Raw genomic sequence first — 26,273 nt, forward strand, 5'->3', positions numbered from 1 at the left:
ACACCGGGGATCGGTTTACTCGTACTCGCAGGCGAACTCGCCGTCGACCGCCCGCACGCGCACGCGGCGCCAGGTGCGTTGCTGCAGGGAGGCGCCCAGCAATTCGCGGCCGATCTGCGGCAGGACGCGCTGGCTCAGGATGGCGTCGACCATGCGCGCGCCGGACTCGACCTCGGCGCAGCGCGCCACCACCAGCTCGGCGGCGGCCGGGTCGACTTCCAGGTCCATGCCGTGGCGCTCGCGCAGGCGCTGGCCGACGCGCTCGAACTGCAGGGTCACGATGCGCGCCAGCATGCTGTCCGACAGCGGCAGATAGGGCACGGCCGCGAGGCGGCCCAGCAAGGCGGCGGGGAACACTTCGCGCAGCGGCGCGCGCAGGGCCGCCGCCAGCGCGTCGGGCTCGGGCGCCAGCGCCGGATCGGCGCACAGGCTGGCGATCAGGTCCGCGCCCACGTTGGCGGTCAGCAGGATGACCGTATTGCGGAAATCGATGTAGCGGCCTTCGCCGTCCTCCATCCATCCCTTGTCGAACACCTGGAAGAAAATCTCGTGCACGTCGGCGTGGGCCTTCTCGACCTCGTCGAGCAGCACCACGCTGTGCGGGCGCCGCCGCACCGCCTCGGTCAGCACGCCGCCCTCGCCGTAGCCCACATAGCCCGGCGGCGCGCCCTTCAGGGTCGACACCGTGTGCGACTCCTGGAACTCGCTCATGTTGATGGTGATGAGATTCTGCTCGCCGCCGTACAAGGCCTCGGCCAGGGCCAGCGCGGTCTCGGTCTTGCCCACGCCGCTCGGACCGCACAGCAGGAACACGCCGACCGGCTTGCCCGGGTCGGTCAGGCCGGCGCGCGCGGTCTGGATGCGGCGCGCGATCAGCTCCAGCGCATGGCGCTGGCCGACGACGCGGCGCTCCAGGGTATCGGCCAGGTCCAGCACGGCCTGCGCTTCGTCGCGCACCATGCGGCCCACCGGGATGCCGGTCCAGTCGGCCACCACGGCCGCCACGGCCGCGGCATCGACCGCCGGGTGGATCAGTGGCGCCTCGCCCTGGCTGCGCGCCAGGGCTTGCGCGGCCTCGCGCAGCGCGGCGCGCAAGGCCGGCGCGGCCTGCTCGTCGGCCGCGTCCAGTTGTTCGCGCAGGCCGAACACCTGGCCTGCCAGCGCCGCTTCGCGCTCCCAGCGCGCCGCCAGGGCGTCGGCCTCGGCGCGCGCCGCCTGGCCCTGCTCGCGCAGCCCCGCCAAGCGCTCGGCCGGGCCGGCGTCCAGCCGCGCCTCGCGCGCGGCGATCTCCAGTTCCAGATCCAGCGCGTCGATGCGGCGGCGCGCGTCCTCGAGCGCGGCCGGCGTGGCCTGCTGGCTGACCGCCACGCGCGCGCAGGCCGTATCGAGCAGGGCGACCGCCTTGTCCGGCAACTGGCGCGCCGGGATGTAGCGATGCGACAGCCTCACGGCCGCCTCCACGGCCTCGTCCAGCAGCAGCACGCCATGATGCGCCTGCAGGGCGCCGGCCAGGCCGCGCAGCATGCGCCGCGCGCCGGCCTCGTCGGGCTCGTGCACCTGGATGGCCTGGAAGCGCCGCGTCAGCGCCGGATCCTTCTCGATGTACTGCTTGTATTCGGCCCAGGTCGTAGCGCCGATGGTGCGTAGCTGCCCGCGCGCCAGCGCCGGCTTGAGCAGATTGGCGGCGTCGCCCGTCCCCGCCGCGCCGCCCGCCCCCACCAGGGTATGGATTTCGTCGATGAACAGCACGATGGGACGCTCGCTGCCCTGCACCGCGTCGATGACCTGGCGCAGCCGCTGCTCGAATTCGCCCTTGACGCCGGCGCCGGCCTGCAGCAGCCCGATATCCAGCAGGTACAGCGTCACCTCGCGCAGCGGCGCCGGCACATCGCCGCGCGCCAGCCGCAGGGCCAGGCCCTCGACCACCGCGGTCTTGCCCACGCCGGCCTCGCCGGTCAACAGGGGATTGTTCTGGCGCCGCCGCATCAGCACGTCGATCAACTGGCGGATTTCATCGTCGCGCCCGCTCACCGGATCGAGCTGGCCGGCGCGCGCCTGGGCGGTCAGGTCCACCGCGTAGCGCGCCAGCGCGCCGGCCGCGCCGCCGTCAGCCGGCGGCGCATCGGCCACGGCGGCGTCGGCGCGCGCCTCGGGCGAGCCGCGCGTCATCTCGGGTAGGCCTTGCAGCAGCAGGTCTGGCACGACGCGGGCGAACTGCCCCGACATGCCGGCCAGCACGCCGCGCAGGCTGGGGTCGCGCAGCAGCGCCAGCAGCAGGTGTCCGCTGCGGATGCGCGCAGCGCCGTAGCGCAGCGACGCCAGCGCCCAGGCGCGTTCCACGACGTGGTCCACGTGTTCGGAGAGGTCCGAGACCGCGCCCGCCCCGCGCGGCAATCGGTCGAGCGCGCGCACCAGGTCTTGCTGCAGCGCGCCGAGATCCAGCTCGAACGCGCGCGCGATGTGGTGCAGGTCGCTGTCCTGCGCGTGCGCGATGGCGTGCATCCAGTGCGCCAGCTCCACGTAGGGATTGCCGCGCAGCTTGCACAGGGCGGTGGCGTCCTCCAGGGCGCGATAGGACAGGGAATCGAGTTTGCCGAACAGCTCGGCGCGGCCGATATCGGACATGGTGCTCCGTCAGTCGTTGGAAATCAGTCGGCTGGCGCGCAGCCCAGGCCAAGCGCCACCGGCCGCTCGCCCAGCAACGCGGCGTCGCTGGCCAGCGGCAGGGTGCGCGGCCCCGAGCGCATGGCGCCGAACACGCCGGACTGGCTGGCGCCGCGGGCGCCGTCCTCGTGCACGATGCTGGCCTGGTAGGCGACCAGGGCAGACTTGCAGCCGCAATCGCCGATGGGGCGCACCACCGTCAGGTCGAACTGCTGCAGGACCACGTTGTGCTCGACACTGCGCAGGCCCGGCTGCACCCGCACGCATTCGGCCAGCCGGTTCTCCACGCGCAGCGGCCCCGCGGCGGCCAGCGCCGGCGCCAGGCAGGCGGCCAGCAGCCAGGCATGGCGATCAGCGCGCATGGCCGTCTCCCGCGGTGCCGCCGTTGGTGGCGCGGTCGGCCACATAGGCCACCTTGAGGATCATGGCGTTGCGGCCGCTCTGGCGCGCATGCGCGCGCAGCAGCGCGAAGATGCGCCCCTCGACCTCGATGCAGCCGTGGCTGAATCCCTTGGTGGAATCGTGCAGGTAGAACCCGCCGCGCGCCGGGGCGCAGCGGTTACGCGTGGCGGCGTCGGCCGGCTCCATGCGCGCGCGGTTGTCGCCCCAGTTGGCCCAGTAAGGCTCGCACTCGCCGGCGGCCGCGCCGCGCGGCACCTGCTGCATGCCCCAGGCCGGCGCCAGGTTGCACACGCCGCGCCCGTCATCGAGCGCCACGCCGCGATCGGCCAGCAGCACGCGGTACAGCCCCGGCGGCACCGGACCGCTGTCGGGCGTGCAGGCCTGGCCGGGATGCTGGAACCCGCGCATGCCGCTGGTGGCGCGGAATTGCCCGTGGCCGGGCCAGGCCAGTACCTGGCCGTCGTATGACATATCGTGGATCATGCCGCTTGCTCCTTTTCATGAAACGCTTGCGCGCGCCGCGCCGCCCGGCGCTCGCGCCCCTCGTAGTCCAGCAACAGCTCGGCGGCGTCGCCCAGGCGCGGCGGCCGCCGGCCCAGCCAGGACGCCAGCCCCAGCGGCGCCGCCGCGCCCAGGCGCACGCCGCGCACCGCGTCGCGGCGCAGCACCGGCCGCACATCCCAGGCGAACTCCACGCCCACATACAGGCGCACCCAATGCAGCAGCTGGCGCGCGCGGGCCGAACCGGGCAGAAACGCCAGATAGTCCTGCCAGCCCAGCGGCCCGAGGCGGATCCTGAACTTGTGCTGGGCATCGCGCACGGCCACGCCCAGGGGCGCGCCGCCCCCCAGCCCGCCGCCCGCCCCCAGCCGCAGCCGCTGGCCGGCTTCCAACCTTATCCACTGCGCCACGAACTCGTCTACCCCCACGGGCAGGCCGAAGAAGGCGCGCAGCACCTGGCACAGGCCTTCCGGGTTGCGGGTCTGGCGCAGCAGATGGCCGGCCATGTGGTACTTGGCATGGTCCATCACGCTGTCGCGCCGGCGCAGCGACGGCGCGCCCAGGTGCAGCAGGCTGGCCACGTAGCCGCTGAAGCGCTCCTGGCCGCGGTCCAGGCTGGCGGTGGACTGCGCATCGGCCCAGGCGCGGTAGAACAGCAGGATAAGGCGATGGTGGAACAGGTCGGCGAACGCGGTCAGGGCATGGTCGCCGTGATGCTGGCGGCGTTCGCGCGCGTGCTCGGTCAGGTGCAGCGGCAGCGGCCCATTGGGACCGAACAGGCCGAAGCTGTAGATGGACAGCTCGGGCGCGGCGCCCTCGCCCGGCGCGCGCGCCGCGGCCAGGGTGGCCGGCGCGAAAGCCAGCGAAGGTTCCTGCCGCATGCGCACCGGCTCGTGGCGCGGCGAGGCGCCGCGGCCCAGCGGCGCGCGCGCGCCGGCGCGCGCGTCGATCCAGCGCAGCACGTGAAACAGGTCGTGCCCGTGCGGCGCCGCCGCCAGGGCCTGCCAGAAGGCGGGCGGCAACGCCGCCGGCGCCGCGTGTCGATCCGTCCTGACCGCTGCGTCCATGCTCAACCCATGTGGATCTGCTTGGCGTCGACCTTGACCAGCGCATCGGCGGTCAGCATCGTATAGGGCGCATGCACGCGCGCGCTCTGCTCGGCCTGGTAGTCCAGGGTGCCGGCGCGCACGTGCTCGACCTCGCTGGTCTGCCGCACGGCCATGCGGGCCAGTTGCGTCAGGCGGTCGAGCACCGCCTCGTAGACCTTGCCCACCAGCCGCATGCTGCCCACCGCGCCTTCGACCTCCTCGGCCACATAGTGCATGCGGGCGGCCGCGCACGTGGCCTGGCCGGCCTTGACCGACAGGGCCCCGGTCTCGACGCGCACCGCCTGCGCGCCGCGCAGGCGCACCTCGCCGGCCGCCTCCAGGCTGACATCGGCCGTGCGCGAACGCAGGCTGACGCGGCCTTCCAGCTCGAGCGTGGCCTGGGCGGCGTCGGCCTGCTCGATCACCGCGATCAGGTACACGCGGTCGGCGTCCGGGCCGCTGATCAGCACGGTATCGCCCTCGCCCGGCACCAGCAGGCAGCTGGCGGCCCGGCGCACGCGCCAGTGGCGGCCGTCGCACCATACCGTCCAGGCGCCGTCGTCTTCGCGGCGCGCCACGGTGCCGATCAGGTGCACGGGGTCATAGACGGGATAGAGGCGGCGGGCGTTGCGGGTGTGCATGGGGGTTTCCTCGTTGCGGCGGGCGCGATGCCGCCTAGACCGCGGGGCGGCGGCCCATGCGGGGCCGCCAGCGCGCCACGGCGCCGCGCTGCGGCGTGGACAGGGTAAGCGCCGACATCATGTTGATGGAGACGTGGCGCGCGAAGAATTGCTCCAGCACCGCGCCGAACAGGTAGGGGCTGATGCCCGAGAAGGCCGTCTCGTCGACCTGCAGGTCGATCTGCACGCCACGGCCGTAGACGATGGGGCCGGGCACGGGCAGGCGGTGGTGCATGGGCTCGACCCGCACGTGGCGCACGCCCGAGATATGCTTGCGCGCCACCGGGTCGGCCAGGTTGCCGTACAGGTTGAGCAGCTCGCGCAGCGTCTGCGCGCCGCGCGTCTCGTCCAGGTCGGTCAGGCTGTGGTAGTGCAGCCCCAGGTGGCTGATCAGCTGCCAGGCCGTGCCGTGGTCGGCCATCGCCGCGGCCGGCCGCGACGGGCCGTGCAGCACCTTGATCGCGCCCACCGGGGCGGACACGCGCAGGCTGAAGTCGCTGGCGCCACCCAGCGGCAGCAGCAGCGCCAGGTCGCGGTTGGTGCACAGCGCGTCGATGCCGAGATGGCGCAGCGTGTCGGCAAACGGCGCCTCGTGGCGATCGACCAGCGACAGGTAGACTTCGCTGCCGGTATAGCTGGTGCGCGTGCCGTGGCGGCGCGCGCTGTCCGAGGCCAGCCGCGGCTCGCGCCGCAGCGAGTAGTAGGCGCCATAGTCGTCGGCGTCCGCGCCGAACGAGCCGTAGAACGGGCGGAACTCCTGTTCGGGGCGTTGCGCCGACATATGGCCGAGCACGCGCGTCAGGCTGTAGACCTCGAAGTCCAGCGGGCGGGTTCGGTCCACCACCACGTGGTACTCGTGGTTGCGCGGCGTGACCGCCACGCGGTCGGCGCGGCGCGGAAACAGGTTGACGATGGGCGCGCAGTGCAGCGCCAGGTTCGCCGCCGAAATCGCGCCTTCGAGCTCGGGCGCGGCGGCCGACAGCAGCAGCGTCAGGTCGAAGCGCCTGGTGCCGGCCGGCCCGGCCGCCGCGGCCGGCGCCGCGCGCCGCGTGCGCAGGCCCTGCTTCAGGCCGTTCAGGCTGAAGAACAGATAGCGGCGCGCGAACGCGAAATACTCCTGCAGCAGCCGATAGCCCTGGAACACCCGCGTGTCGGTGGGCAGCAGCGCCTGGTCGTCGCCGAACCCCTCGTGGCGCACCGTGTCGGCCGGCATCCGGTTGATCCAGGACACGGGCCGCTCGCTGTCGTGGCCCAGCACGGCGACCGTGTGGCACATGACCAGCTCCAGCAGGCGCTGCATGGGCGCGTCCGGGCCGTTGAGGTAGAACACCAGTTGATCCAGGTCCAGCTCTTCCAGGCTGACGCCGCCGCAGACTTCCAGCCGCAGGCGCAGCGCGCTGGCCACGCCGGCCTCGCGTCCCCCCAGGCCCAGGCGGGCCAGCGGCAGGTCGGTGGGCGCGCCGGTGAACTCGGCCGCGGCCACGCGCAGCGGCCACAGCCGCAGCGCGTGGCCGGTCATGAATTCGCACGGCGTCTGTTCGCCGCGCGCCAGGCCGCCGCGCAGCACGGTGCCGCGCGGCAGGGTAAAGCCGCCGGCCAGCGTGCCTTCGTTCATGCTGGGCGAGAACTGCGCCACCGCCATCGCCGGCGTGGGCGCCAGGTAATGCGGATGCACCACCTCCAGCAGCCGCTGCGTGAAGCGCGGAAACTCGGCGTCCATCTTCAGGTGAATGCGCGCGGCCAGGAAGCTGAAGCCTTCCAGCAGCCGCTCGACGTACGGATCGGCCACCTCGGTGCCGTGCATGCCCAGCCGCCCCGCCACCTTGGGATGCTGGCGCGCGAACTCCGCGCCCAGCTCGCGCATATAGACCAGCTCGCGGTTGTAGTAATCGAGCAGGCGCGCGTCCATCACGCCCCTCCCAGGTCGCGCAGGTCCATGTGCCCGCTTTCCAGGTCGATATCGGTGCGGAACAGGAACTCGCGCGGGTGCGGCACGCACCACAGCATGCCGCGTATTTCCAGGCTGAGCACATTGTGGTGCTCGAGCGTACGGGTATCGCTGACGCAGCGCACCTCGATCGAGGATTCGAGAATGCGCGGTTCGAACGCCGCGATGGCGTCGCGGATCGACGTCTCGACATCGACCCAGTCGATCTCCGACATGCGGCGTCCGGCCATGGCGCGCACGCCGAAGTTGACGCTGGAGGCGGGCACGTGCCGGTACGGCGCCAGGTCCTGCGACGAGGCGAGGTTGACCGTGTTGAGCAGCCAGCGCAGGTCGCGCAGCACCGCCGCGCGCAGCCCGGCGTGCGTCAACAGCGCCGCTTCGGGCGCCTCGCCGCGGCGCCATGGCTCGTCATCGACCAGGCGGTCGAGCAGCGACGGCTGCAGGCGATCGCGCGCCACCCGTTCGTCGGCGATTCTCATGCCGCCTCCCGGCGCAGGGCGCGCACGTCCAGCAGCGCGAACTCGCCCGCGTCGGTCAGCCACATCTTCTGGCCCTCGCCGGCGTAGCCATCCTGGCCCAGCGGGCGCCAGCACGTGGCCCGGCCCAGCCGCAGGCTGTCATCCTGGCCGGCCCGCGCCGGGTAGCGCGCCGGGATCAGGCCGCGCACGACCGCGCCATCGGCCAGGACGATTTCGGCGCGCGCCCAGACGAGGTCGCACAGCCCTTGCGGGGCCAGCAGATGCACGGCGGCCACATGCGCGAACGGCAGCCAGGCGTAGCTGCCGTCGAGAATCAGTTCGCAGACCGGCCCCAGGCGGCTGTCGCCGTCGCAGATCCAGGCGTAGCCGGCCTGGCCGGCGGCCGCGTCTTCCAGCGTGCCGGCGCTGGCCTGCGCCGCATCGAACGCCTGGGCGCGCAGCATGGCGGCCCGCCCGGGGTCGCTCGCCTGGGCGCGCAGCGCCTGCAGCAGCGGTTCGCACCAGCGGGGCCGCTCGGCCAGGAAGCCGGGTTCGGCCTGGCCGGCCAGCACCGCTACGCGCCGCAGCTCGCCATTGATGGCCGCCAGGTAGAGATTGGCCATGGGCTGGGCCAGCGGGTTCAGGCGGGCGCACAGTTGCAATTGCTCGGCGGCGCGGCGCCAATCGCCCTGCACGGCCGCCAGCTGGAAAAGCTGCGCGCGCAGGTCGGCGTCGGCCGGCGCGCGCCGGATGCGCGCCTGCACGGCCGCGGCCTGTCCGGACAGGCCGCCGTCGCGCGGGGACATCGCAAGCACGGGTGTCTGCATGGATACGTGTTCGGCAAGGCGTGCCGGGGCCGGACGGCCCCGGCGCCGTTCAGCCGATTTCCTTGTTCTGCTTGATGTCCCACGCGACCAGGCTCTCGGCGCCCTTGCCGCCCGACTCGGTCTGCTCCCAGTACTGCTGGCGCACCTTGGCGGCCTGGAAGGCGTAGTTGACCAGCACCGCTTCCGAACCGTTGTCGGCGGCGATCTGCACCGAGGTGACCAGCACGTCTTCCAGCGTGACCTTGCTGTACTCGACCTGCGCGCCGCCGGCCTTGCACACCGACAGCTCGATCTTGCCCAGGTGCTTGCCGCTGGCGCAGTGTTTCATGACGGCCGGCGCCGCCTTGTCGATGCGTGCCACCACGTGCAGATCGTTGAAGCTGGCCTTGCCGGCGCCCTGGCCGCCGCCGGTCGACAGGCTGGCCGGCTGGGTGGCGCCCCACGAGAAGGACACGATATCGGTCCAGTCCTTGTGATTGGCGTCCTTGGATTCGCCATTGGCGCCTTCGATCTTCATGAACATATCAACAGCCACTTGCTTTCTCCCTCAATAGTCGCGGGGCCGGCGCGAGCCGGCGCGGATGGATGCCCGTCAGCCTTCGTTCTGCTTGAGCGAAGGCAGCTTGGACACGAGCCGCAGCGACACCGTCAGCCCCTCGAGCTGATAGTGCGGCCGCAGGAAAAACTTGGCGGCGTAATAGCCCGGGTTGTCTTCGATCTCGGTGACCTGCACCTCGGCGGCGGCCAGCGGCTTGCGCGCCTTGGTTTCCTGCGACGAGTTGGCCGGGTCGCCGTCGACGTAGTTCATGATCCAGTCGTTGAGCCAGCGCTCCATGTCGCTGCGCTCCCGAAACGAACCGATCTTGTCGCGCACGATGCACTTCAGGTAGTGCGCGAAGCGGCAGCAGGCGAACAGGTAGGGCAGGCGCGCGGCCAGCTTGGCGTTGGCGCTGGCGTCGGCGTCGTGGTATTCCTGCGGACGCTGCAGCGACTGCGCGCCGATGAAGGCCGCGAAATCGGAGTTCTTGCGATGCACCAGCGGCATGAAGCCGTTCTTGGCCAGCTCGGCCTCGCGCCGGTCGCTGATGGCGATCTCGGTGGGACACTTCATGTCCACCCCGCCGTCGTCGGTCGGGAAGGTGTGGCATGGCAGGTTCTCGACCGCCCCGCCCGACTCCACGCCGCGGATCGAGGTGCACCAGCCGTACAGCTTGAACGAGCGGTTGATGTTGGCCGCCATCGCGTAGGCCGAATTGGCCCAGGTGTAGCGGTCGTGGTTGGCGCCGTCGGTTTCTTCCTCGAAATCGAACTCGTCGACCGGATTGGTGCGCGCGCCGTAGGGCAGGCGCGCCAGGAAGCGCGGCATGGCCAGGCCGACATAGCGCGCGTCTTCCGATTCGCGCAGGCTGCGCCAGGCGGCGTACTCGGTATTGGTGAAGATCTTGGTCAGGTCGCGCGGGTTGGAGAGCTCCTGCCAGGAATCCATCTGCATCACGTTGGGCGAGGCGCCGGCGATGAAGGGGCAATGGGCGGCGGCGCCGATGCGGGCGATCTCGCCCAGTAGCTCGACATCGGGCGGACTGTGGTCGAAGCTGTAGTCGCCCACCAGGCAGCCGATGGGCTCGCCGCCGAACTGGCCGTACTCTTCCTCGTAGACGCGCTTGAAGATCGGGCTCTGGTCCCAGCCCACCCCCTTGTAGCGCTTGAGCGTGCGCCCCAGCTCGTTCTTGGACAGGCACATGAAGCGGATCTTCAGCAGCTCGTCGGTCTCGGTGTTGGTGACCAGGTAGTGCAGTCCGCGCCAGGCGCCTTCGAGTTGCTGGAAGTCGGGATGGTGCATCACCAGGTTGATCTGCTCGGACAGCTTGCGGTCGATCTCGGCGATGATGGCCTGGATGGTCCGGTAGGCGTCCGAGGACAGGCCCAGTCCGCTGTTTTCCAGGGCCTGGTGCGCCAGCGTGCGCACCGCGTGCTCCACGGCCTCGCGCGCCTGCTCGGTCTTGGGCTTGAACTCTTTCTTCAGCAGGGCGGACAGGTCGTCCGCCGCCAGGCTGGATGCGGCTTGCGCGTGTTCGCGCCGGGCCACTGCGGTCATGGCGTTCTCCGTATCGATGGCTTATCGGGCTTGCGGGCCGGACTGCGCGGCCGCGGCTTCGGAATCGGCATCGGCCGGCCCGGCGTCAGCGGGCTTGGGCGCGGCCGCCAGCGCGCCCAGCAGGGCCGGGTTCTGCAGCACCTGGCCGATCAGTTCCTCGGCGCCGGTCTTGCCGTCCATGTAGGTCAGCAGGTTGGCCAGCTGCGTGCGGGCCTCCAGCATCTCGTTGAGCGCGCCCACCTTGCGCGCCACGGTGGCCGGCGAAAAATCGTCGATGCTCTCGAAGGTGATGTCCACGTTCAGGTGGCCGGCGCCGGTCAGCGTATTGGCCACCTGGAACGCGGCCCGCGGGGCGACCGATTTCATGCGTTCGTCGAAGTTGTCGATGTCGACGTCGAGGAACTTGCGCTCGCCCACTTCGGGCTGCGGCGTGTTCGACTTGCCGGCCAGGTCGGCCAGCACGCCCATGACGAAGGGCAGCTGGATCTTGCGCTCGGCGCCGTAGATTTCCACGTCGTACTCGATCTGCACGCGCGGCGCGCGATTCCTGGCGATGAATTTCTGGCCGCTGCCTTTGAGCGTGGTTGCCATGGTTGTTATCTCCTGATGAAGGGACTGGGGCCTGAACCGGTCCTAGGACTGGCTGGCGGCCTCGCGCGCGGTCCACGCCTCGAACTGCGCCAGGCCCTGCGGAGCCAGGTTGCGCAGGATGTCGTGGAAATCCAGGGGAATGAGCTGCTGCACCCGGCGGATCAGATAGGGCGCCGGGTGGCTGGGCTCATGGGTTTCGAAGTAGGCGCTGACCTTGGCCAGCATGGCCACCGCGTCTTCGCGCGTGGCGATGCGCGCGTCGTGCCAGCTGGCGGGCGCGGCCGCGGGCGCCGGCGACGGGGCCGCGCCCGCGCCGTGCGCCTGCTCCGGCATGGGCGCGGCGGGCGTCGCCGCGCTGTCGTCCAGGTCGCTCCAGGTGCGCAGCAGGGCGTCCAGCGTGCGCAGCGCCTGCGCATAATCCGGGCACCAGGCCGAACCCAGGCGCTGGGTGGTCTGCTGCTGAATGCGGCGCAGCGCGCCGGCGGCCGCGCCCACGGCCAGCACCGCGTCGTCGCGCCGCAGGCGCGCCTGGCGCAGGTTTTCGATCAGGCGCGTGCGCCCGCCCGGATAATCGGCCTCGCTCTTGCCGCCGTCGAGCAGGGCCTCGGCATCGCGCAGCGACATGCGGCCATGCACGTCGTCGAGCAGGCAGGCCGAGCGCATGCCGCGCACGCAGCCCTGCGGGTCGCCCAGCGAGGCCAGCGCATTGACGCGCGGCATCGGGTCTTCCTCGCCGCCGCTGGCCAGCACCGGATGCACCGCGTCCCAGTATTGCTCCAGCGTGCCGGCGGCCAGCGTCACGCCCTCGGCATAGCCGGGCAGGCCGCGCATCTCGGTCCAGGCGCGCGCCAGGTAGGCAATGATGCGCAGGTCGCGCGTGCGCTCCAGCAGCCCCAGCGCCAGCCGCTCCACCGCGCGCCAGTCGGGCGCCTGGGCGGGGATGATGGTGGCGCCGAACTGCTGTTCGCTGCGGCCCACGGCGGCCTGCTGCAATTGCAGGAAATCGGCGTCGTATTCCAGGTCCTCCCCGCAGGGCAGGCTGGGCGTCAACGTCTTCAGCAGGTCGGCAAATTCCATGTTCGTCGTCATGCGCGGCAAGCATCCAATGCCGGGCGCCGATGGGCGTCCCTATGCGTCGACGGCATTCTAGGCAGCGCATCCGGCGCCCCTTTATGACAACTAACAAGTGCTGCTTCTTCTTACGTTCTATTAACACCTGCGTAGAGATTCAAACACTTCTTCCGGCGCGTTGACGCGGTGGTGTCATGTTGGCGTGGGAGAGACGGTGCCTGGCACGTGGGTGAGGCGGCAAGGTGCCAGGCACCCGGGTCCGCTGCGGTCGTGGTGGTTGACGTGGAAGAGACGGTGCCGGTCATGGGTGCCTGGCACCCGGTGCGAAGGCCGCTGCGAGCAGCGCGGTGTATGCGGCGGGTGCCTGGCACGTGGGTGAGGCGGCAAGGTGCCAGGCACCCAGGCGAGGCGCCCGGGCGCAGGCCGGGAGCCTGGGACCCGGCGCGGTCAGCGTACGGCTGGCCGGGAGAGATCGTAGATGTCGGGATCGGCTTCGAGCAGTTCGTCCTCGAAGGCGTCGGGGCCGGCGGCTTCGATGTACTGGCGCTCGGTTTCGCTGATGGGCACGGCCTGCAGCCAGTTCACCAGCAGTCCGTCGGCGTCGCAGCGCGGGAATTCGCCGTCCTGCCACGAGAACGGCACGCACAGGTAGAGGTGCGGCACGGTGGCGTCGGGATAGTACTCGGCCACGCAATCGGGCAGCACCGAGCCCGGCATGACGGCCTGGCCGCTGCGCATCAGGCCGAACGCGGCGGTGGCCAGCACGTTGGCCCACGCTTGCAGGTCGTCCGGCATTTCGGCGCACAGCTCCACGCGCGTGGCCATGGCCTGGCCGTCGTCGTGGCGCAGTTCAAGCTCGAACAGCCCCAGCGTGCTGTACGACACCAGTCCGTCGTCGGGGCTGTCGTCGACCGCCAGCATGTCGATCGACAGGGTGTCGATCTGGTCGTGGCGGTAGGCGTGCACGACCGGCGTGCCGCCGAACACCTTGAGGGCGTGGCGCGCCACGGCCTTGTGCCGCGGCGAGGGCTGGGCGGAGGCTTTCGATTCAGGGGCCAAAGTAATCATCCGTTTTCAGCTCGCCCTGGTGCCCGCGGTTCGACTTGGGCAGCTCGGGGCGATAGTGCGAAGGGTCATTGTATTCATCCAGGAACTGCTTGCGATCGATATCGCGTTCCTTGGCGCTGCGTACGTGCTTGCGGTGTTCGTACCCGGGCTTGTGGCCCATGTCCCAGGGCTCGTCCTTTTTCATCTTCTTGCCCGAGACCGGGTCGCGCACCACGCCGTCCTTGCTGCGCCTGGCCTCCTGGTCCCAGGCCTTGTCGCGCACCCCCTTGCGGAACTTGCCGCGGCGGTAGCGCGGATCGTCGCCCGGCTTGCGGGGCTTGGCGCCCTTGCCGCCGCCGGACTTGCCCGAGCCGGCCGATTTGCCGCCGCCCTGGCCGCCCTTGCCGCCAGCCCCGCCCTTGCCCCCGGCGCCGCGCCGCGCGGTGGCGCCGGCGCGCGCGCCCGGCCCCTTGCCGGCCTTGGCCGACTTCGCAGCCCTGGCCGCCCCGCCGCCGCCCCCGCCGCCGCCCAGCAGCACGACCTTCAGCTGGCTGGGCACCACGCGCATGCCGACCGTGTTGATGGTGTTCTGGACCGTCAGGCCGGTCAGGCGGGTGGCGGGGATGCAGCCGAACAGCACGTTCGGCACGCAGGTGATGCGGCGCGCCTGCGCCATCACGGTCTGCGATATCAGGCCCATGCCGATGCCGGGATTGTCGCCGTTGGACAGGGCGATGGTGGTCAGCAGATTGTGCGCGGGCATGGCCATCAGCAGCACGTTCCACACATTGGGAATGCCCATCGGACCGAGCGCGAAGTTCGGATAGGGAATCGGCAGCAGCGCCGGCGGCGTCTTGCAGATATCGGGAAAGGCCAGGTCCATCCCCATCAGCTGGCAATCGGCGAACATGTGGCTCCTTGTCGTCTGGCGGCGCGCGTCTTACGGGCCGGCGCGCCGGCGGGCCGACCACAGCTCGGCCTCGTACAGCGCGGGGTCGTTCTCCAGCACGCCGGCGCGCGAATCCCAGCGCGCGCCGTCCTGCAAGGCGCGGTGCAGCTGGGTGCGCTGGCAGCGCGCGCCGCGCAGGTCGGCGTCGCGCAGGTCGGCATACGAAAAATCGGCGTAGTGCAGCCCCGCGCCGTCAAAGCGCGCCCCGGCCGCGCGCGCGCGGTGCAGCATGGCCTGGGCGAGATCGGCGCCGCTGAAGACGGCGCCGTCGAGGATGGCGTCGGCCCACAGGCTTTGCGGCATGCGCGCGCCGCTGCAATCGGCCGCGCTGAGGTCGGCCTGCGCGAACATGGCGCGCGCGCCGCTGGCGCCGGCCAGGCAGGCCCGGCGCAGCGAGGCGCCCTTGAAATTGCACTGCGCCAGGCTGGCCTCGCGCAGGTCGCAATCGTCCATGCGCGCCTCGACGAACTGGCTGCCGCCCAGGTACTGTCCGGCCAGGCGCTGGCCGCTCAGGTCGCACTCCACCAACACCACGCGCTCCAGCCGCGCCCCGGCCAGATCGGCCGCGCGCAGGTCGGCGCGAAAGAACAGCGTCTGGTGCAGCGCCGCGCCGGCCAGGCTGGCCTGCTCCAGCGTGCACTCGGCAAAGCCGCCCTCGCGCATCGCAACCCGGTCCAGGCGCGCGCCGTCCAGCGCGCATTGCACGAAATGGCTGCCGTGCAGCGGCGTGGCGCGGAAATCGGCGCCGGCGGCGCGGCATTCCACCCACGACGCGCCGGCGCAATCGGCCGCCGCGAACACCGCCTCGGCCAGTTCGCAGCGGAAGAACGCGCACTGCGCCACATCGGCGCCGCGCCAATCGGCCTGGTCCATGCGGCACCCGCTGAAGCGGCTGTCGCGCCAGCGGCTGCCGGCCAGCGTCGCGCCGCGCAGGTCGCAGTCCTGCAGCAGCGCGCCGGCCAGGTCCGCGCCTTGCAGCGCCGCCGCGCGCAGGTCCAGGCCGATCAGCGGCCGCCCCTGCCGGACCCAGTCGCGCAGCGTCTCAGCGTCCATGATGGGCTCGCGGCCGCGTGTTGGCCAGGTGGGTATAGGCGCCGCGCGTGTCGCTGGTGTCGTCCAGCACGGCCAGCCCCAGGTCGGCGCGAAACAGATTGGCGCCGCGCAGGTCGGCATGGACGAGCGTGGCCTTCTGCAGCAGCGCGCCGGGCAGGTCGGCCTCGGCCAGGCTGGCGCCGCTCAGGTCGGCGCGGATGAACAGGCTGTCCGGCGCGCGCGCCCGCGCCAGGCTGGCGCCGCCCAGGCTGGCTTGCGACAGATCGCAGCGCGACAGCGCCGCGCCGGTGAAATCGGCATGGTCGAGCACCGTATCGCGCAGGCTGCATTCGCGCAGCGTGGCGCCGGCGAATGCGGCGTGCGGCATGTCGGTCTCGACCACGCAACACGTCAGCAGTTCGGCGCCGGTCCAATTGGGCGCCGCGCCGCATTGCGACTGCACCCAGGCGCAGCGGCGCAAGCGCGCGCCGGCGAAGTCCAGGCCGTCCAGCTCGCAGTCCAGCCAGGTCACGCGCGCCAGCCGCGCGGCCGCGAAGCCGGTCTCGCGCAGCAGCGTGCCCTGCCAGAACGTCACGGTATCCAGCTCGGCCTGGTCGAAGCGGCAGCGCTCCAGCCGCGCCCCGGCCAGGTGGCAATCGTTCCAGCGGCTGGCGGACAAGGCGCAGTCGACCAGGACGATGCCGTCGAGCACCGGCGAGGACAGGCGCGCGGCGGCCAGGTCCACGCCGTCGAGCCGCGCCTGTCCCAGGTTGGCGCCGGCCAGCACGGCGCGCCGCCACGAGCCGCCCTCGGCATGCGCGCGCGCCAGCACGGCCTGCGACAGGTCCGCGTCGTCCAGCAGCGCGCCCGACAGGTCCGCGCCCTCCATCCACGTTCCCACGCAACGCGCCCCGCGCAAGTCCAGCCCGGACAGGTCGGCGCCTGTCAGGTCCAGTCCCGACAGGTCGCGGCTGCCCGCCATCAGCGCCTGCACGCGGCGCCGCAGGCGCGCGGCGCGCGCGGGCCGCGCCGCCTCGGCCGGCGGCTGGTGATGGGCGGCGTGCAGGTACAGGCGGCCCAGTTGCTGCTGCGCCTCGCGCAGGCGCGCCCCGACCGAGCCGGCGTCCAGCCGGTCGGCGCCGCTGCCCAGCGGCTGGGCGCTGGCCAATTCCTGCAGCGTGGCCAGCGCGGGGTGGTTGTGCAGCGAGGGCGGGCCGCCCCGTCCCGCGCCATCGGCGGCGGCGGCGAGCGTGTCGGCGCTCATGCCAGGCGGCAGCTCGGCGCCGCGCGCCCGCAAGGCCTCGGCCATGCGGCGCCGCGCATGCAGGGCGTCGATGCGCGCCTCCTGCGCGGCCTGGCGCATGTGGCGGGCGATATCCGGCAGGTCGTCCAATTGCGGGACGGCCGGCGCGGACGCCGGCGGCGGCTCGTAGGTCCGCGGATCGACGCCATGCGCTCGCGCCTGCTCGCCCAGCTGCGCGCGGATCGCCGCGCCGCGCGCACGCTGGTTGACGGCGAAGGGCTGCGCCATCGGGTTGGCCGCCTGCAGGGCGTCCCACGGCCCCAGCGCCTGCGCCGGCAACAGGTCCTTGTCGCGCAGCGCGTGCAAGGCCCCGTCCTGCGCGTCCAGCCGCCGCGCCAGCACGGCCTCGTAGTGCGCCAGCGGGCGCGGCGCGTCGGCGGCGTCCAGCGCCGGCATGGCCAGTTCGATGTCGGCGCCGTCGTCCTGCGTGATGTCGGTCGCGCCGTGGTAGATCAGCAGCAGCCGCTCGCGGTCGGGGAAGAACCAGGCCGTGGTCAGCCGCAGCGCCACGTCCTCCAGCGCGGTATCGCCGGCGCGGCGCAACAGGCAGCGTGCGCGCCAGCGCGGCAACTCGCCTTGCTGGCAGGCCAGGCGCGGATGCAGGTTCCACAAGGCATAGGGCGCGCCCGCGGCCAGTTCGGGCTGGCCCGGCCACCATTGGTCGGGCGCGGCGGCGTTGAAGAAATGCGGGTCCAGCGTATCCAGGAAGCCGGGAAATCCGTCGTCCAGCCAGCTTTCGTGATACTGCCCGGCGCGCGCGAAGCGGCGCGGCCACAGGGGCGAAACCGGTCCGAAGCCGGCCGGCTCGGGGCGCTGGTCGGGCCGCTGCATGCGGCCCTGGGCCGGCTCGACATTGGGCAGGCGGCGCGTGCGCACCCCGGCGATACGTTCGTCCCCGGCGCCGCGGCCGTGCGGGTTGTCGGCGTACCCGGGGCCGCCGTAGGCGTGCGCCCAGTCCAGCGGCATGGCCTCGAACGGCGCGGGCGGCGTGGGCTTGCCGTCCAGCCAGTAGCGCTCGCCGAACACCGCCAGGGTCTTTTCCAGTCCGCCCACGCGCACGCGCGCCATGCAGGCCGTGCGGTCCTGCTGGTGGGCCGTGTAGGCGGCGCCGCTGACCAGGAACTCGGCGCACGGCTTGGGCACGGCCAGGTCGAGCACGCCGTCTTCTCCCAGCGCCTCGCCGGCCAGGGCCCACAGGTCGGCCTCGGGCTGCAGCAGCGCCTGTTCGTCGAGCGTGGCCAGCGCGAACACGGCCAGGCCCAGGCGCTGGCGGCCGCGCATGCGGTAGGGCCGGCTGAGCAGGCCCAGGCGCAAGGGCTTGACGATCTTCATGGCTGGCGGCGGCGCCAGGCGGCGGGGATTTCGGTCGGCGAGCGCTCGCGGTCCACCGCGATGCGCGCCGCGTCGTCCGGGTCGTAGCGCACGTGGATGGCCTGCCCGGGCATGAAATTGACCAGCAGTTCGCTGTCAATGTAGACGTGCAGGTCGGCCTGCCGCGCGCGCCCCATGGCGTCGGCGTAGCGCAGCGCCAGCTTCATCGGCGCGGCGTACAGCTCGCCGCCGGGCTGGCGATCCAGCGCCAGCACTTCGGCCTGGGCCGGCCGGCCCGTGCGCGCCAGCTGCGCGGCCAGCGCGCGCTCGGCCTCGTAGGGCCGCGCGCCGCCGCGCACCAGCAAGGCCACGAAGCCCACCGCCGCCAGCGTCGCCAGCGTACCCGCTATCCACCATGCCGTGCCGCCCATGCCGTCGCGCCGCCCGCTAGGTGAAGAGGTTGATGACGCGCGAGATCACCGCCGCCCCGCCGGTCTTGATCTGCGCGCCGATGGCCTTGATCTGCGCGCCGGCCTGGCCGCTCTCGAAGCCGTTGGAGCCGTTCTTGAACGCGGCCAGGTCGATCTTCACGGTGGACCACTGCGAGTTGATGCCGCCATAGACCTGCTGACGCACGCCCCAGAAGTCGGCCGCGGCGCCGACCACCGTCAGGCGCGCCGGCGTGCCGCGCAGGGTATTGGCGGTCCAGAACGCCTGCTGCGACGCCGACGAGACGGTCCACGACGGCGTGACCACGGTCATGCTGGTATTGGCGTTGACCGTGACCGGATCGGTGACCGTCTGGGTATACGCGCCGGTGACCGTGTGCGACACCGCGCCGGTGATGCTGGAGGTCTGGTTGCCGGTGATGGTGATGTCGTGCGCGCCGGTCTGCGTTTGCGTGACCGCGCCGGTGATGGTCTGCGTCACGTCGCCGGTAATGGTTTCCGTGACGGCGCCGGTCACCGTGCGGGTTTCGTCGCCGGTGCGCGTTTCGGTCATCTCGCCGGTGATGGTTTCCTTCCAGTCGCCGTTGACCGTGCGCGTCTCCACGCCGTTGACCGTCTCGGTCACATCGCCATTGAAGGTGCGCGTCTCGTTGCCGGTCGTGGTCTCCGACACCTCGCCGGTGACGGTGCGCGTGGCGCCGGCATTGAAGGTCTCGGTGTCCAGTCCGTCGATGGTGGTGGTGCGCGTGCCCCGGACCGTCAGCGTATCGTTGCCGCCGATCAGGGTGGTGCGGTTGCCGTCCACCGTGTGCGTCTCGTTGGCCTCGACCTCGCAGTCCATGTCGCGCTCGGCGTGCAGCCAGATGCGTTCGGCGCCCGCGCTGTCCTCGAACATCAGCGCGTTGGCGGTGCCCCGGTCGCCGTTCTTGGAGCGGCTGAGAAAGCCGCTTTGCGTGGCGTTGCCGGGCAGGTCCCAGGGCGGCATGTTGCTGGCGTTGTAGACGCGGCCGATGACAATGGGCCGGTCGGGATAGCCGCCGATGAAATCCACGATCACTTCGTCGCCCACGCGCGGCAGCTGGATGCCGCCGAAGCCGCCGCCGGCCCAGGGGCTGGACACGCGCACCCAACACGAACTGTTCTCGTTCTTCTTGCCGTAGCGGTCCCAGTGGAAGTGCACCTTGACGCGGCCGTACTCGTCGGTCCAGATCTCTTCGCCGGCCTGGCCCACCACCGTGGCGGTCTGCGGCCCGTGCGTGCGCGGCACCGGCGTGGCGCGCGCCACGCGAAACGGCACCGTGGCCGGCAGGACGCGGAAGTCGATATCGAAGACGGCATCCTCGGCGCCGCTGGCGTAGCCGCCTTCCTGGATGCGGTAATGCGCCTGCGCGATCAGGTACTGGCGGTTCTCGGCCGGGCGCGGATGGTTGCGCAGCGTAAACAGGTAGCCCGGCGCGAAGGCGCGCACGTTGCATGCGCCGGTCACGCTCTCGCGGTGCGCCTGCAAGGCTTCCAGACGGATGCGCGAGTAGCGTTCGCCCTGGTCCGGCTCGGTATAGCCGCCCAGCCACTCGTACACTTGCAGGCCGCCCGGCTCGTAGGCGCCCGGGTTGCTCGATTGCGCGTCCAGGCTGGCGGCCGGCTTCTTGAAGTCGTAGTCCACGGTGGCGAAGCCATCGGGCGTGATCTCCTCGGCCACCTGCCACTGCGATACGTATTGCTCCTGCGGCACGGTGGCGCGATCCGGGCCGTAGTACGGCAGTTGCGCCGCGCCAGGGCAGTCGTCGTGCTGGGTGATATCGTCGGTCAGCACCAGCGTATGCTTGCCCGACTCGTGGCGGAACCAGTAATAAATGCCCTCGTGCTCCATCAGACGGCTGACGAAGGCGAAATCGGTTTCCTGGTACTGCACGCAGTATTCCCAGCGGCGGTAGCTGCCGGCCAGCCGGTACTCGACCGGAAATGGGTAATCGGCCAGCACCTGGCGCAGCACGTCCACCACCGACATCTGCTGGAAGATCTTGCTGTCCGAGGTTTGCGTCAGGTACCACAGCCAGGGCCGCACGGTCACCCGGTACACATACTGGCGTGCGCTGTCGCCTTCGCGCCCCACCAGGGCGCAGCGGGTCGCCTGGCCCGACAGGTAGCGCGGCGCGCCGCCGGTTTCGATCTCCAGCGAGATCGGCTTGCCCAGCAGCGATTTCAGCTCCAGCGTGTGGGTGGCCGCCAGCAGGTCCACCTCGAATTCGTACAGCGCCGACAGGCCTTCATGGCCGTGCATGCTGCGAAACTGCAGGGCTTGCGGGGGCAGCGGGGTCAGGGCGCGTACGATGCGTTCGGCCATTGCGAGGATCGTCTCCATGGGTACGCCCGGGGCCGACAGGGCCGCGAACGGTTGGGCACGATCCTAGGAAGCCAGCATGACGCCCAAGCTTCACCCTGCCGGCTTGGTAACATCCCCTCCCCTGGGCGGCGTTACACAAGTTGCCGCCGCACACAAATTCGCGCGGCTCAGCGCGCCAGCAGCCCCGCCCCCGCCGCGACCCAGGCGGCGGCGCCGAATGCCAGCCCCGGTCCCAGCGGCTGCAAGGCCGCGCGCCGGCGCCAGCGCGCCAGCAGCCCCGCCGCCACGCCCCACAGCCCGGCCGCCAGCAGCAATGCCGGCAGCGCCTGCCAACCCAGCCAGGCGCCCAGCGCCGCCAGCAGCTTGGCGTCGCCCAGGCCCAGGCCGTCGCGCCCGGTGCGGCGGCGAAACGCCCACGCCAGGCCAGCCAGCAACGCATAGCCCGCGGCCGCGCCGGCGATCGCCTGGACCGGCGTGGCCAGGCCCATGCCGGCGGCGTTGGCCAGCAGGCCGGCCCACAGCAGGGGCAGGGTCAGGCAGTCGGGCAGCAGCAGGTGTTCGACGTCGAAACAGGCCAGCGCCAGCAGCGCGGCGGCCAGCCCCATCAGGGCCAGCGCCAGCAGCGTGGGACCGTACAGCGCGGCGATGCCAGCGAACAGCGCCCCGCTGGCGGCCTCGACGAGCGGGTAGCGCGCGGCAATGGGCGCCGCGCAGAACGCGCAGCGTCCGCGCAGCCAAAGCCACGACAGCACCGGCACGTTGTGGCGCCAGCGCAGCGGCGTCGCGCAGTGCGGGCAGCGCGACGGCGGATGCGTCAGGCCGGGCGGCGGCGCGCACGCGGCCTCGCCTTCAGGCTGGCCGTCCAGGCGCCAGCGGTATTCCAGCATGGCCGGCAGGCGCGCCAGCACCACATTGAGAAAACTGCCCAGCACCAGCCCGAGCGTGGCCGCGCCGGCCAGCCAGCCCGCCCCGCCCAGGCCGGACAGGCGGATTTCCATCCAGGTTTGCATCCTCGCCTCCTGTTTGAGACGCCATGCCAACAATTGGGACGTCATGCCAACAAGTTGGCACGCGCTGACAAGTCGTCACATTACGAAATTCCTAGAATTCAGTACGACCAGGCAGTGGGCGGGATACGCATGAAGAGCGCCGCATTCTGACACAGATTTCCACTGCGTCGACCTCTTTGTCGCAAGACACATCCGGGCGCGCCGCGGCGCGCCGGCACGGTAGCCGAACCACCATGACCATCGATGAACTACTGGCCTTGACCGTGGCGCGCGGCGCCTCCGACCTGCATCTGTCGGCGGGGCTGCCGCCCATGCTGCGCATCAACGGCGACGTGGTGCGCCAGGACACCGCGGCGCTCACGCCCGATGCCCTGCGCGCCATGATCCACCAGCTGATGCAGCCGGCCCAGCGCGAAGAATACGAAACGCGCCAGGAGCTGGACTTCTCGATCGACGTCGAAGGCCTGGCGCGCTTTCGCGTCAATGCCTTCAACCAGCAGCGCGGCCCGGCCGCGGTGCTGCGCACGATTCCATCGGCCATCCGCACGCTGGACGAGCTGGGCTGCCCGGCCTCGTTCAAGGAGCTGGTGCGCCAGCCGCAGGGGCTGATCCTGGTGACCGGCCCGACCGGCTCGGGCAAGTCGACCACGCTGGCGGCGATGATCGACCACCTCAACCGCGAGGGCGAGCATCACATCCTCACCATCGAGGATCCGATCGAGTTCGTGCACCCGTCGCGCCGCAGCCTGGTCAACCAGCGCGAAGTCGGGCGCGACACCCACAGCTTCTCGGCCGCGCTGCGCTCGGCGCTGCGCGAGGACCCGGACATCATTCTGGTGGGCGAGCTGCGCGACCTGGAGACCATGCGCCTGGCCATGACCGCCGCCGAGACCGGCCACCTGGTGTTCGCCACCCTGCACACCAACTCGGCCGCCAAGACGGTGGACCGCATCATCGACGTGTTTCCGGCCGGCGAGAAAAGCATGATCCGCTCGATGCTGTCGGAGTCGCTGCGCGCGGTCATCGCGCAGGTGCTGCTCAAGCAGGAAGGCGGCGGGCGTTGCGCCGCCTGGGAAATCATGGTCGGCACGCCGGCCATCCGCAACCTGATCCGCGAAGACAAGATCGCGCAGATGGTCTCCAGCATCCAGACCGGGCAGGCCCACGGCATGCAGACGCTGGACCAGGCGCTGCAGGACCTGCTGCGCAAGAAACTGATTTCCGCCGAGCAGGCCCTGGCCCATGCCAGGGACCGGCGTTCGCTGGGCCTGTGAGCCCCCCATTTCCCTTTTACGCAGAGCTCTTACTATGAACGCACCGCAACGCTCCCGTCAGCGCCAGGCCGGCTTCACGCTGGTGGAAATGGCCGTGGTCCTGGTCATCATCGGCATCATCCTGGGCGCCGTCATGATCGGCCGCGACGCGCAACGCAACGCCGAATACACGCGCATCCGCCAGAACTTCGTCAACCAGTGGGCGCTGGCCTACAACAATTACGTGCAGCGCACCGGCGTGCCGCCCGGCGACGACCAGCGCGCGCCGCGCCTGATGGTCAACGGCGCCAAGTTCACCGGTTCCAACGGCTCGCTGTCGGGCGGCGACATGAGCCGCATCTCCAACCTGCCCTCGGCCATCTGCAACGGCGGCACGGCGCCCGGCATCGACCGCCCGGTCGACGGCGACGTGCAGCTGCGCGAAGTCATGCTGCGCGCCGGCATCACCTTGCCGCAGGGACGCGGCCAGGGCTATGAGGATCGCTACGTCTACCTGGACACCAACGGCAACCCGCAGGAAATCCAGGTCTGCTTCCAGTGGAACCCGCCCGGCACGCACTCGGGCTCGGGCAACGTGATGATTCTCACCGGCCTGACGCCGGACCTGGCGCGCTCGCTGTCCTCGGCCATCGACGGCAACGGCGACGCCAGCGGCGGCAGCTTCCGCCAGAACTCGGTGGCCTCGGGCGCGGGCTCGCAGCCCGGCGTCGAATGGAAGGGCAATAACACGCAGACGTACGGCAGCACGGGCGACGCCGAGAAGGTCGAGACCGGCAACGCCGAAGGCCAGGTCCTGACGCTGATCGCCCACTACAAGATGAACCAGTAAGCCGCCATGCCGCGATTTCCCCGACTCTCCGGCCGGCGCTGGCAGCTGTCGCGCAAGCGCTCGCTGCAGTTGTTCGCGCTGTCGCTGCTGGTGCTGGCCGCGGCCGCCTACAGCTTCCATGGCGCGCGCCAGGACCTGGACCACGCCTACGGCGCCCTGTCGCTGAGCGAGCGCCAGCGCGTGCAGACCACGCAGGAACTGGCCGTGGCGCGCAAGGAAGCCGAGCGCGCCGACGCGGCGCGCCGCATCCTGGCCAGCGCCGACGCCACCGGCTTCGCCGCCGGCGGCTGGAGCGAGCGCCGCATCAGCATCCAGCAGTCGGCCATGACGCGCCATGCCGTCAACGACCTGCTCAGGGAAGCCTCCACCGGCACCGGCCGGCTGTTCGGCGCCGAGCAGTTCGACCTGTCGGTCACGCGCCCCGAGGACGGCCTGTTCCACGCCACCTCGGGCAACAACCCGGACGTCGTGCTGACCTTGCGCGGCACCCTGTTGTTCCGCCTGGACAGGTAGCGCCATGCATATCCGATCCATTCTGCTGCACCACGAAGGCGCCTGGCGCCTGCTGGCCGACGGCCAGCTGACCACGCAGGCCGGCTACCCGACCCTGGCCCGGCCGGTGGTCGCGGTGTCCGATTTCGGCCAGGCCACCCTGGGCATGACCCTGCTCGAAGGCAGCCCGCAGCATGCCGCCGCCGTCATCGAGAAGAAGCTGCGCGCCGACGGCATGATCGACCAGGAATCGCGCATCCTGGTGCACCACGTCAAGCATTTCGGCAAGGGCTACCAGGCGCTGTACACCGCGGTGACGCTGGCCGACTGGCAGAACCTGACCACCTGGAGCGGCAACCAGGCCGACCATTGCCCGCTGGTGCCGCTGGCGGCGTTGCTGTGGTCGGCGGTGGGCAGCGGACGCGGCGTGATGCTGCGGCTGGGCCGCCAGCTGATCTTCATGGCGCAGGCCAAGCACCGCATGCTGTACGCCAGCGCCATCACCTTCAGCGACCAGGAAGAAGACCTGGACACGGCGGTGCTGAACCTGGCCGCCAGCATTCGCGACGAAGTGGGCGACAACCCGGAGGACGTCGAGCGCCTGCTCATCTCCTGGACTGTCAGCCTGGCCGCCGACAGCCTGGAGATGGACGAGCGCCTGGCGCGCCGCTTCGCCGAGCAAAGCGGCCTGGCGACGCGGCTGGCGCCGGCCGAGGCCTTGCGCGACGAGGCCGGGCGCGCCGTGTACAGCGCCTTGCCGGCGCTGGTGGCCGCCGCCCCGGTGCGGGTGGCCGTCAACGACAACGCGTCCAAGCTGATGTACCTGGCCGAACGCGCCCTGCCCTGGGCCAGCGTGGCCTCGCTGACGCTGGCCGCCGTGCTGTCGGTGCAGGCCGGCAGCTGGGCGCTGAAAGCCGGCAAGGCGCAGCAGCAGGCTTTGCAGGAAACCCGCGACAGCGAACCCCTGCGCGCCGAGATCGGCCGGCTGGCCGCCGCCCGCGCCATGCCCGAGGCCTACGCGGCGCAGCGTACCTTTCTCGAACGCGCCGACGCCCTGCGCGAACAGACCGATCCGGTCGAGGTGCTCAATGCGCTGCGCTCGGCCAGCGCCGGCGGCATCCGCATCCTGCGCGTGCATGTCACGACCGCGCGCCCGCAGCAGGCGGGCGCGGCGGGCGAACGGCTGCTGGCGGTCGACGGCGTGCTCGACGGCAGCCAGGGCAGCACGCCGGGCGCGCTGCTGGCGCGCTTTGTCGGCGTGCTGCGCGAGAACGGCTACGTCGCCACCTCGGTCGACCCCAACGCCGCCAGCGCCTCGTCGCAGCCGCCGGCCGGATTCTTTTCCTACCACCTGCGGCAGGCGCCGCCGGTGGCGCTTGCGAGGAAACAACCATGAAGCCGCGCCACTATGCGCTGAGCGCGCTGGCGGCCTGGCTGCTGCTGGGCGGCTGGGCCGCCTACAACTACGCCACGCAGCCGTCGGTGCGCCTGTACGCCATGCGCGCGCCGGCCGCGGCGGTGCCGCCCGCGCTGCTGCGCGATATCGAGGCGACCGGCAAGCTGGCCGCCTCCCTGCAATCGATGGCGCAGGCCGACGCGGCCGGCGCGGCGCCGGCGCGCAACGTGGCGCTGGCCACCGACGCCCAGCCCGGCCTGCCGCGCACGGGCGCGGCCCCGGGGCGCGCCGGCGCCAGCGAATCGGCCCGCGTGGTCACCATGATCATGGCCGGCGGACGCGGCGCGCGGCTGGCCATCGTCGATGGCGAGTACGTGCGCGAAGGACAGCGGCTGGCCGACGGCACGCGCGTCGCGCGCATCGACATGGCGGCCGTGACGCTGGAAGACACCATCGGCCTGCAGCGCACCTACCCCCTGCGGCACGCCTTCAAGGACAACCCATGACCCACC

24 protein-coding genes are annotated in these 26,273 nt (G+C 71.5%); 5 read left to right on the forward strand and 19 right to left on the reverse strand.

Annotated features, from left to right (window positions below):
• Nucleotides 1-15: 15 nt before the first annotated feature.
• From tssH to CAL11_RS20395, 19 genes are all read right to left on the reverse strand, one after another.
• Nucleotides 16-2,625, reverse strand: a complete 2,610-nt coding sequence (gene tssH, locus CAL11_RS20305) for a type VI secretion system ATPase TssH (RefSeq protein ID WP_086094037.1) — start codon at nucleotides 2,623-2,625, stop codon at nucleotides 16-18.
• Between the two features lie 23 nt (nucleotides 2,626-2,648).
• Nucleotides 2,649-3,026, reverse strand: a complete 378-nt coding sequence (locus CAL11_RS20310) for a DUF2195 family protein (protein WP_086094038.1) — start codon at nucleotides 3,024-3,026, stop codon at nucleotides 2,649-2,651.
• Nucleotides 3,016-3,549: a DUF2778 domain-containing protein gene (locus CAL11_RS20315; protein WP_086094039.1), complete on the reverse strand. Its 534-nt coding sequence runs from the start codon at nucleotides 3,547-3,549 to the stop codon at nucleotides 3,016-3,018. The genes CAL11_RS20310 and CAL11_RS20315 overlap by 11 nt, the downstream gene beginning before the upstream one ends.
• Nucleotides 3,546-4,640, reverse strand: a complete 1,095-nt coding sequence (gene tssG / locus CAL11_RS20320) for a type VI secretion system baseplate subunit TssG (RefSeq protein WP_086094040.1) — start codon at nucleotides 4,638-4,640, stop codon at nucleotides 3,546-3,548. Before tssG ends, CAL11_RS20315 begins: the two co-directional genes overlap by 4 nt.
• On the reverse strand, nucleotides 4,637-5,296 hold the full coding sequence (locus tag CAL11_RS20325; RefSeq protein WP_086094041.1) for a DUF3540 domain-containing protein: 660 nt from the start codon (nucleotides 5,294-5,296) through the stop codon (nucleotides 4,637-4,639). The genes tssG and CAL11_RS20325 overlap by 4 nt, the downstream gene beginning before the upstream one ends.
• Before the next feature lie 34 nt (nucleotides 5,297-5,330).
• Nucleotides 5,331-7,244: a type VI secretion system baseplate subunit TssF gene (gene tssF, locus CAL11_RS20330; protein ID WP_086094042.1), complete on the reverse strand. Its 1,914-nt coding sequence runs from the start codon at nucleotides 7,242-7,244 to the stop codon at nucleotides 5,331-5,333.
• The gene (gene tssE, locus CAL11_RS20335) at nucleotides 7,244-7,762 is read right to left on the reverse strand and encodes a type VI secretion system baseplate subunit TssE (RefSeq protein ID WP_086094043.1); all 519 of its coding nucleotides are present in this window, start codon (nucleotides 7,760-7,762) and stop codon (nucleotides 7,244-7,246) included. Before tssE ends, tssF begins: the two co-directional genes overlap by 1 nt.
• Nucleotides 7,759-8,568, reverse strand: coding sequence for a type VI secretion system accessory protein TagJ (locus tag CAL11_RS20340; protein WP_086094044.1), 810 nt, complete (start codon nucleotides 8,566-8,568; stop codon nucleotides 7,759-7,761). The genes tssE and CAL11_RS20340 overlap by 4 nt, the downstream gene beginning before the upstream one ends.
• A 49-nt stretch (nucleotides 8,569-8,617) precedes the next feature.
• Entirely contained in the window at nucleotides 8,618-9,103 is a 486-nt protein-coding gene (locus CAL11_RS20345; protein ID WP_167382546.1) for an Hcp family type VI secretion system effector, read from the reverse strand.
• 57 nt (nucleotides 9,104-9,160) lie between these two features.
• Nucleotides 9,161-10,663, reverse strand: coding sequence for a type VI secretion system contractile sheath large subunit (gene tssC, locus CAL11_RS20350; RefSeq protein ID WP_086094045.1), 1,503 nt, complete (start codon nucleotides 10,661-10,663; stop codon nucleotides 9,161-9,163).
• Between the two features lie 21 nt (nucleotides 10,664-10,684).
• Complete coding sequence (gene tssB / locus CAL11_RS20355) at nucleotides 10,685-11,254, reverse strand: type VI secretion system contractile sheath small subunit (protein WP_086094046.1); 570 nt, start codon at nucleotides 11,252-11,254, stop codon at nucleotides 10,685-10,687.
• A 42-nt stretch (nucleotides 11,255-11,296) separates the two neighbouring features.
• Complete coding sequence (gene tssA, locus CAL11_RS20360; RefSeq protein WP_086094047.1) at nucleotides 11,297-12,352, reverse strand: type VI secretion system protein TssA; 1,056 nt, start codon at nucleotides 12,350-12,352, stop codon at nucleotides 11,297-11,299.
• A gap of 420 nt (nucleotides 12,353-12,772) precedes the next feature.
• A complete protein-coding gene (locus CAL11_RS20365) occupies nucleotides 12,773-13,384 on the reverse strand; it encodes a suppressor of fused domain protein (protein WP_244172848.1) in 612 nt (203 codons plus the stop codon).
• Nucleotides 13,374-14,282 carry a PAAR-like domain-containing protein gene (locus CAL11_RS24620; protein WP_086094048.1) on the reverse strand — a complete coding sequence of 303 codons (909 nt, stop codon included), beginning with the start codon at nucleotides 14,280-14,282 and terminating at the stop codon, nucleotides 13,374-13,376. Before CAL11_RS24620 ends, CAL11_RS20365 begins: the two co-directional genes overlap by 11 nt.
• A 30-nt stretch (nucleotides 14,283-14,312) precedes the next feature.
• Nucleotides 14,313-15,374 carry a pentapeptide repeat-containing protein gene (locus CAL11_RS20375; RefSeq protein WP_086094049.1) on the reverse strand — a complete coding sequence of 354 codons (1,062 nt, stop codon included), beginning with the start codon at nucleotides 15,372-15,374 and terminating at the stop codon, nucleotides 14,313-14,315.
• Nucleotides 15,364-17,988: a DUF2169 family type VI secretion system accessory protein gene (locus CAL11_RS20380; protein WP_086094050.1), complete on the reverse strand. Its 2,625-nt coding sequence runs from the start codon at nucleotides 17,986-17,988 to the stop codon at nucleotides 15,364-15,366. The genes CAL11_RS20375 and CAL11_RS20380 overlap by 11 nt, the downstream gene beginning before the upstream one ends.
• The gene (locus tag CAL11_RS20385) at nucleotides 17,985-18,398 is read right to left on the reverse strand and encodes a DUF3592 domain-containing protein (RefSeq protein ID WP_086094051.1); all 414 of its coding nucleotides are present in this window, start codon (nucleotides 18,396-18,398) and stop codon (nucleotides 17,985-17,987) included. Before CAL11_RS20385 ends, CAL11_RS20380 begins: the two co-directional genes overlap by 4 nt.
• Before the next feature lie 16 nt (nucleotides 18,399-18,414).
• On the reverse strand, nucleotides 18,415-20,778 hold the full coding sequence (tssI, locus tag CAL11_RS20390) for a type VI secretion system tip protein VgrG (RefSeq protein WP_086094052.1): 2,364 nt from the start codon (nucleotides 20,776-20,778) through the stop codon (nucleotides 18,415-18,417).
• 149 nt (nucleotides 20,779-20,927) lie between these two features.
• On the reverse strand, nucleotides 20,928-21,770 hold the full coding sequence (locus CAL11_RS20395) for a prepilin peptidase (protein ID WP_244172849.1): 843 nt from the start codon (nucleotides 21,768-21,770) through the stop codon (nucleotides 20,928-20,930).
• 233 nt (nucleotides 21,771-22,003) lie between these two features.
• Here CAL11_RS20395 and CAL11_RS20400 point away from each other — a divergent pair, with 233 nt between their 5' ends.
• Genes CAL11_RS20400 through CAL11_RS20420 form a run of 5 tightly spaced genes read left to right on the forward strand, consistent with a single transcriptional unit; the run spans nucleotide 22,004 to nucleotide 26,267 of the window.
• A complete protein-coding gene (locus tag CAL11_RS20400; protein ID WP_086094053.1) occupies nucleotides 22,004-23,044 on the forward strand; it encodes a type IV pilus twitching motility protein PilT in 1,041 nt (346 codons plus the stop codon).
• A 34-nt stretch (nucleotides 23,045-23,078) separates the two neighbouring features.
• A complete protein-coding gene (locus CAL11_RS20405) occupies nucleotides 23,079-23,873 on the forward strand; it encodes a type II secretion system protein (protein WP_033470224.1) in 795 nt (264 codons plus the stop codon).
• Nucleotides 23,874-23,879: 6 nt separating this feature from the next.
• The gene (locus tag CAL11_RS20410; protein ID WP_033448142.1) at nucleotides 23,880-24,386 is read left to right on the forward strand and encodes a hypothetical protein; all 507 of its coding nucleotides are present in this window, start codon (nucleotides 23,880-23,882) and stop codon (nucleotides 24,384-24,386) included.
• A gap of 4 nt (nucleotides 24,387-24,390) precedes the next feature.
• A complete protein-coding gene (locus tag CAL11_RS20415; protein WP_033470222.1) occupies nucleotides 24,391-25,761 on the forward strand; it encodes a hypothetical protein in 1,371 nt (456 codons plus the stop codon).
• Nucleotides 25,758-26,267: a hypothetical protein gene (locus tag CAL11_RS20420; protein WP_033470219.1), complete on the forward strand. Its 510-nt coding sequence runs from the start codon at nucleotides 25,758-25,760 to the stop codon at nucleotides 26,265-26,267. The genes CAL11_RS20415 and CAL11_RS20420 overlap by 4 nt, the downstream gene beginning before the upstream one ends.
• Nucleotides 26,268-26,273 lie beyond the last annotated feature (6 nt).

The sequence above is a fragment of the Bordetella genomosp. 6 genome (assembly GCF_002119705.1).
Classification (GTDB): domain Bacteria; phylum Pseudomonadota; class Gammaproteobacteria; order Burkholderiales; family Burkholderiaceae_B; genus Bordetella; species Bordetella bronchiseptica_F.

Coding starts and splice junctions, on each gene's coding strand:
- CAL11_RS20410 (WP_033448142.1), top strand. CDS start 23,880: ATGCCGCGATTTCCCCGACTCTCCGGCCGGCGCTGGCAGCTGTCGCGC.
- tssC (WP_086094045.1), bottom strand. CDS start 10,663: ATGACCGCAGTGGCCCGGCGCGAACACGCGCAAGCCGCATCCAGCCTG.
- CAL11_RS20315 (WP_086094039.1), bottom strand. CDS start 3,549: ATGATCCACGATATGTCATACGACGGCCAGGTACTGGCCTGGCCCGGC.
- CAL11_RS20310 (WP_086094038.1), bottom strand. CDS start 3,026: ATGCGCGCTGATCGCCATGCCTGGCTGCTGGCCGCCTGCCTGGCGCCG.
- tssH (WP_086094037.1), bottom strand. CDS start 2,625: ATGTCCGATATCGGCCGCGCCGAGCTGTTCGGCAAACTCGATTCCCTG.
- tssF (WP_086094042.1), bottom strand. CDS start 7,244: ATGGACGCGCGCCTGCTCGATTACTACAACCGCGAGCTGGTCTATATG.
- tssE (WP_086094043.1), bottom strand. CDS start 7,762: ATGAGAATCGCCGACGAACGGGTGGCGCGCGATCGCCTGCAGCCGTCG.
- CAL11_RS20380 (WP_086094050.1), bottom strand. CDS start 17,988: ATGAAGATCGTCAAGCCCTTGCGCCTGGGCCTGCTCAGCCGGCCCTAC.
- CAL11_RS20385 (WP_086094051.1), bottom strand. CDS start 18,398: ATGGGCGGCACGGCATGGTGGATAGCGGGTACGCTGGCGACGCTGGCG.
- CAL11_RS20325 (WP_086094041.1), bottom strand. CDS start 5,296: ATGCACACCCGCAACGCCCGCCGCCTCTATCCCGTCTATGACCCCGTG.
- CAL11_RS20420 (WP_033470219.1), top strand. CDS start 25,758: ATGAAGCCGCGCCACTATGCGCTGAGCGCGCTGGCGGCCTGGCTGCTG.
- tssI (WP_086094052.1), bottom strand. CDS start 20,778: ATGGAGACGATCCTCGCAATGGCCGAACGCATCGTACGCGCCCTGACC.
- CAL11_RS20340 (WP_086094044.1), bottom strand. CDS start 8,568: ATGCAGACACCCGTGCTTGCGATGTCCCCGCGCGACGGCGGCCTGTCC.
- CAL11_RS24620 (WP_086094048.1), bottom strand. CDS start 14,282: ATGTTCGCCGATTGCCAGCTGATGGGGATGGACCTGGCCTTTCCCGAT.
- CAL11_RS20395 (WP_244172849.1), bottom strand. CDS start 21,770: ATGCAAACCTGGATGGAAATCCGCCTGTCCGGCCTGGGCGGGGCGGGC.
- CAL11_RS20400 (WP_086094053.1), top strand. CDS start 22,004: ATGACCATCGATGAACTACTGGCCTTGACCGTGGCGCGCGGCGCCTCC.
- CAL11_RS20415 (WP_033470222.1), top strand. CDS start 24,391: ATGCATATCCGATCCATTCTGCTGCACCACGAAGGCGCCTGGCGCCTG.
- CAL11_RS20405 (WP_033470224.1), top strand. CDS start 23,079: ATGAACGCACCGCAACGCTCCCGTCAGCGCCAGGCCGGCTTCACGCTG.
- CAL11_RS20375 (WP_086094049.1), bottom strand. CDS start 15,374: ATGGACGCTGAGACGCTGCGCGACTGGGTCCGGCAGGGGCGGCCGCTG.
- tssB (WP_086094046.1), bottom strand. CDS start 11,254: ATGGCAACCACGCTCAAAGGCAGCGGCCAGAAATTCATCGCCAGGAAT.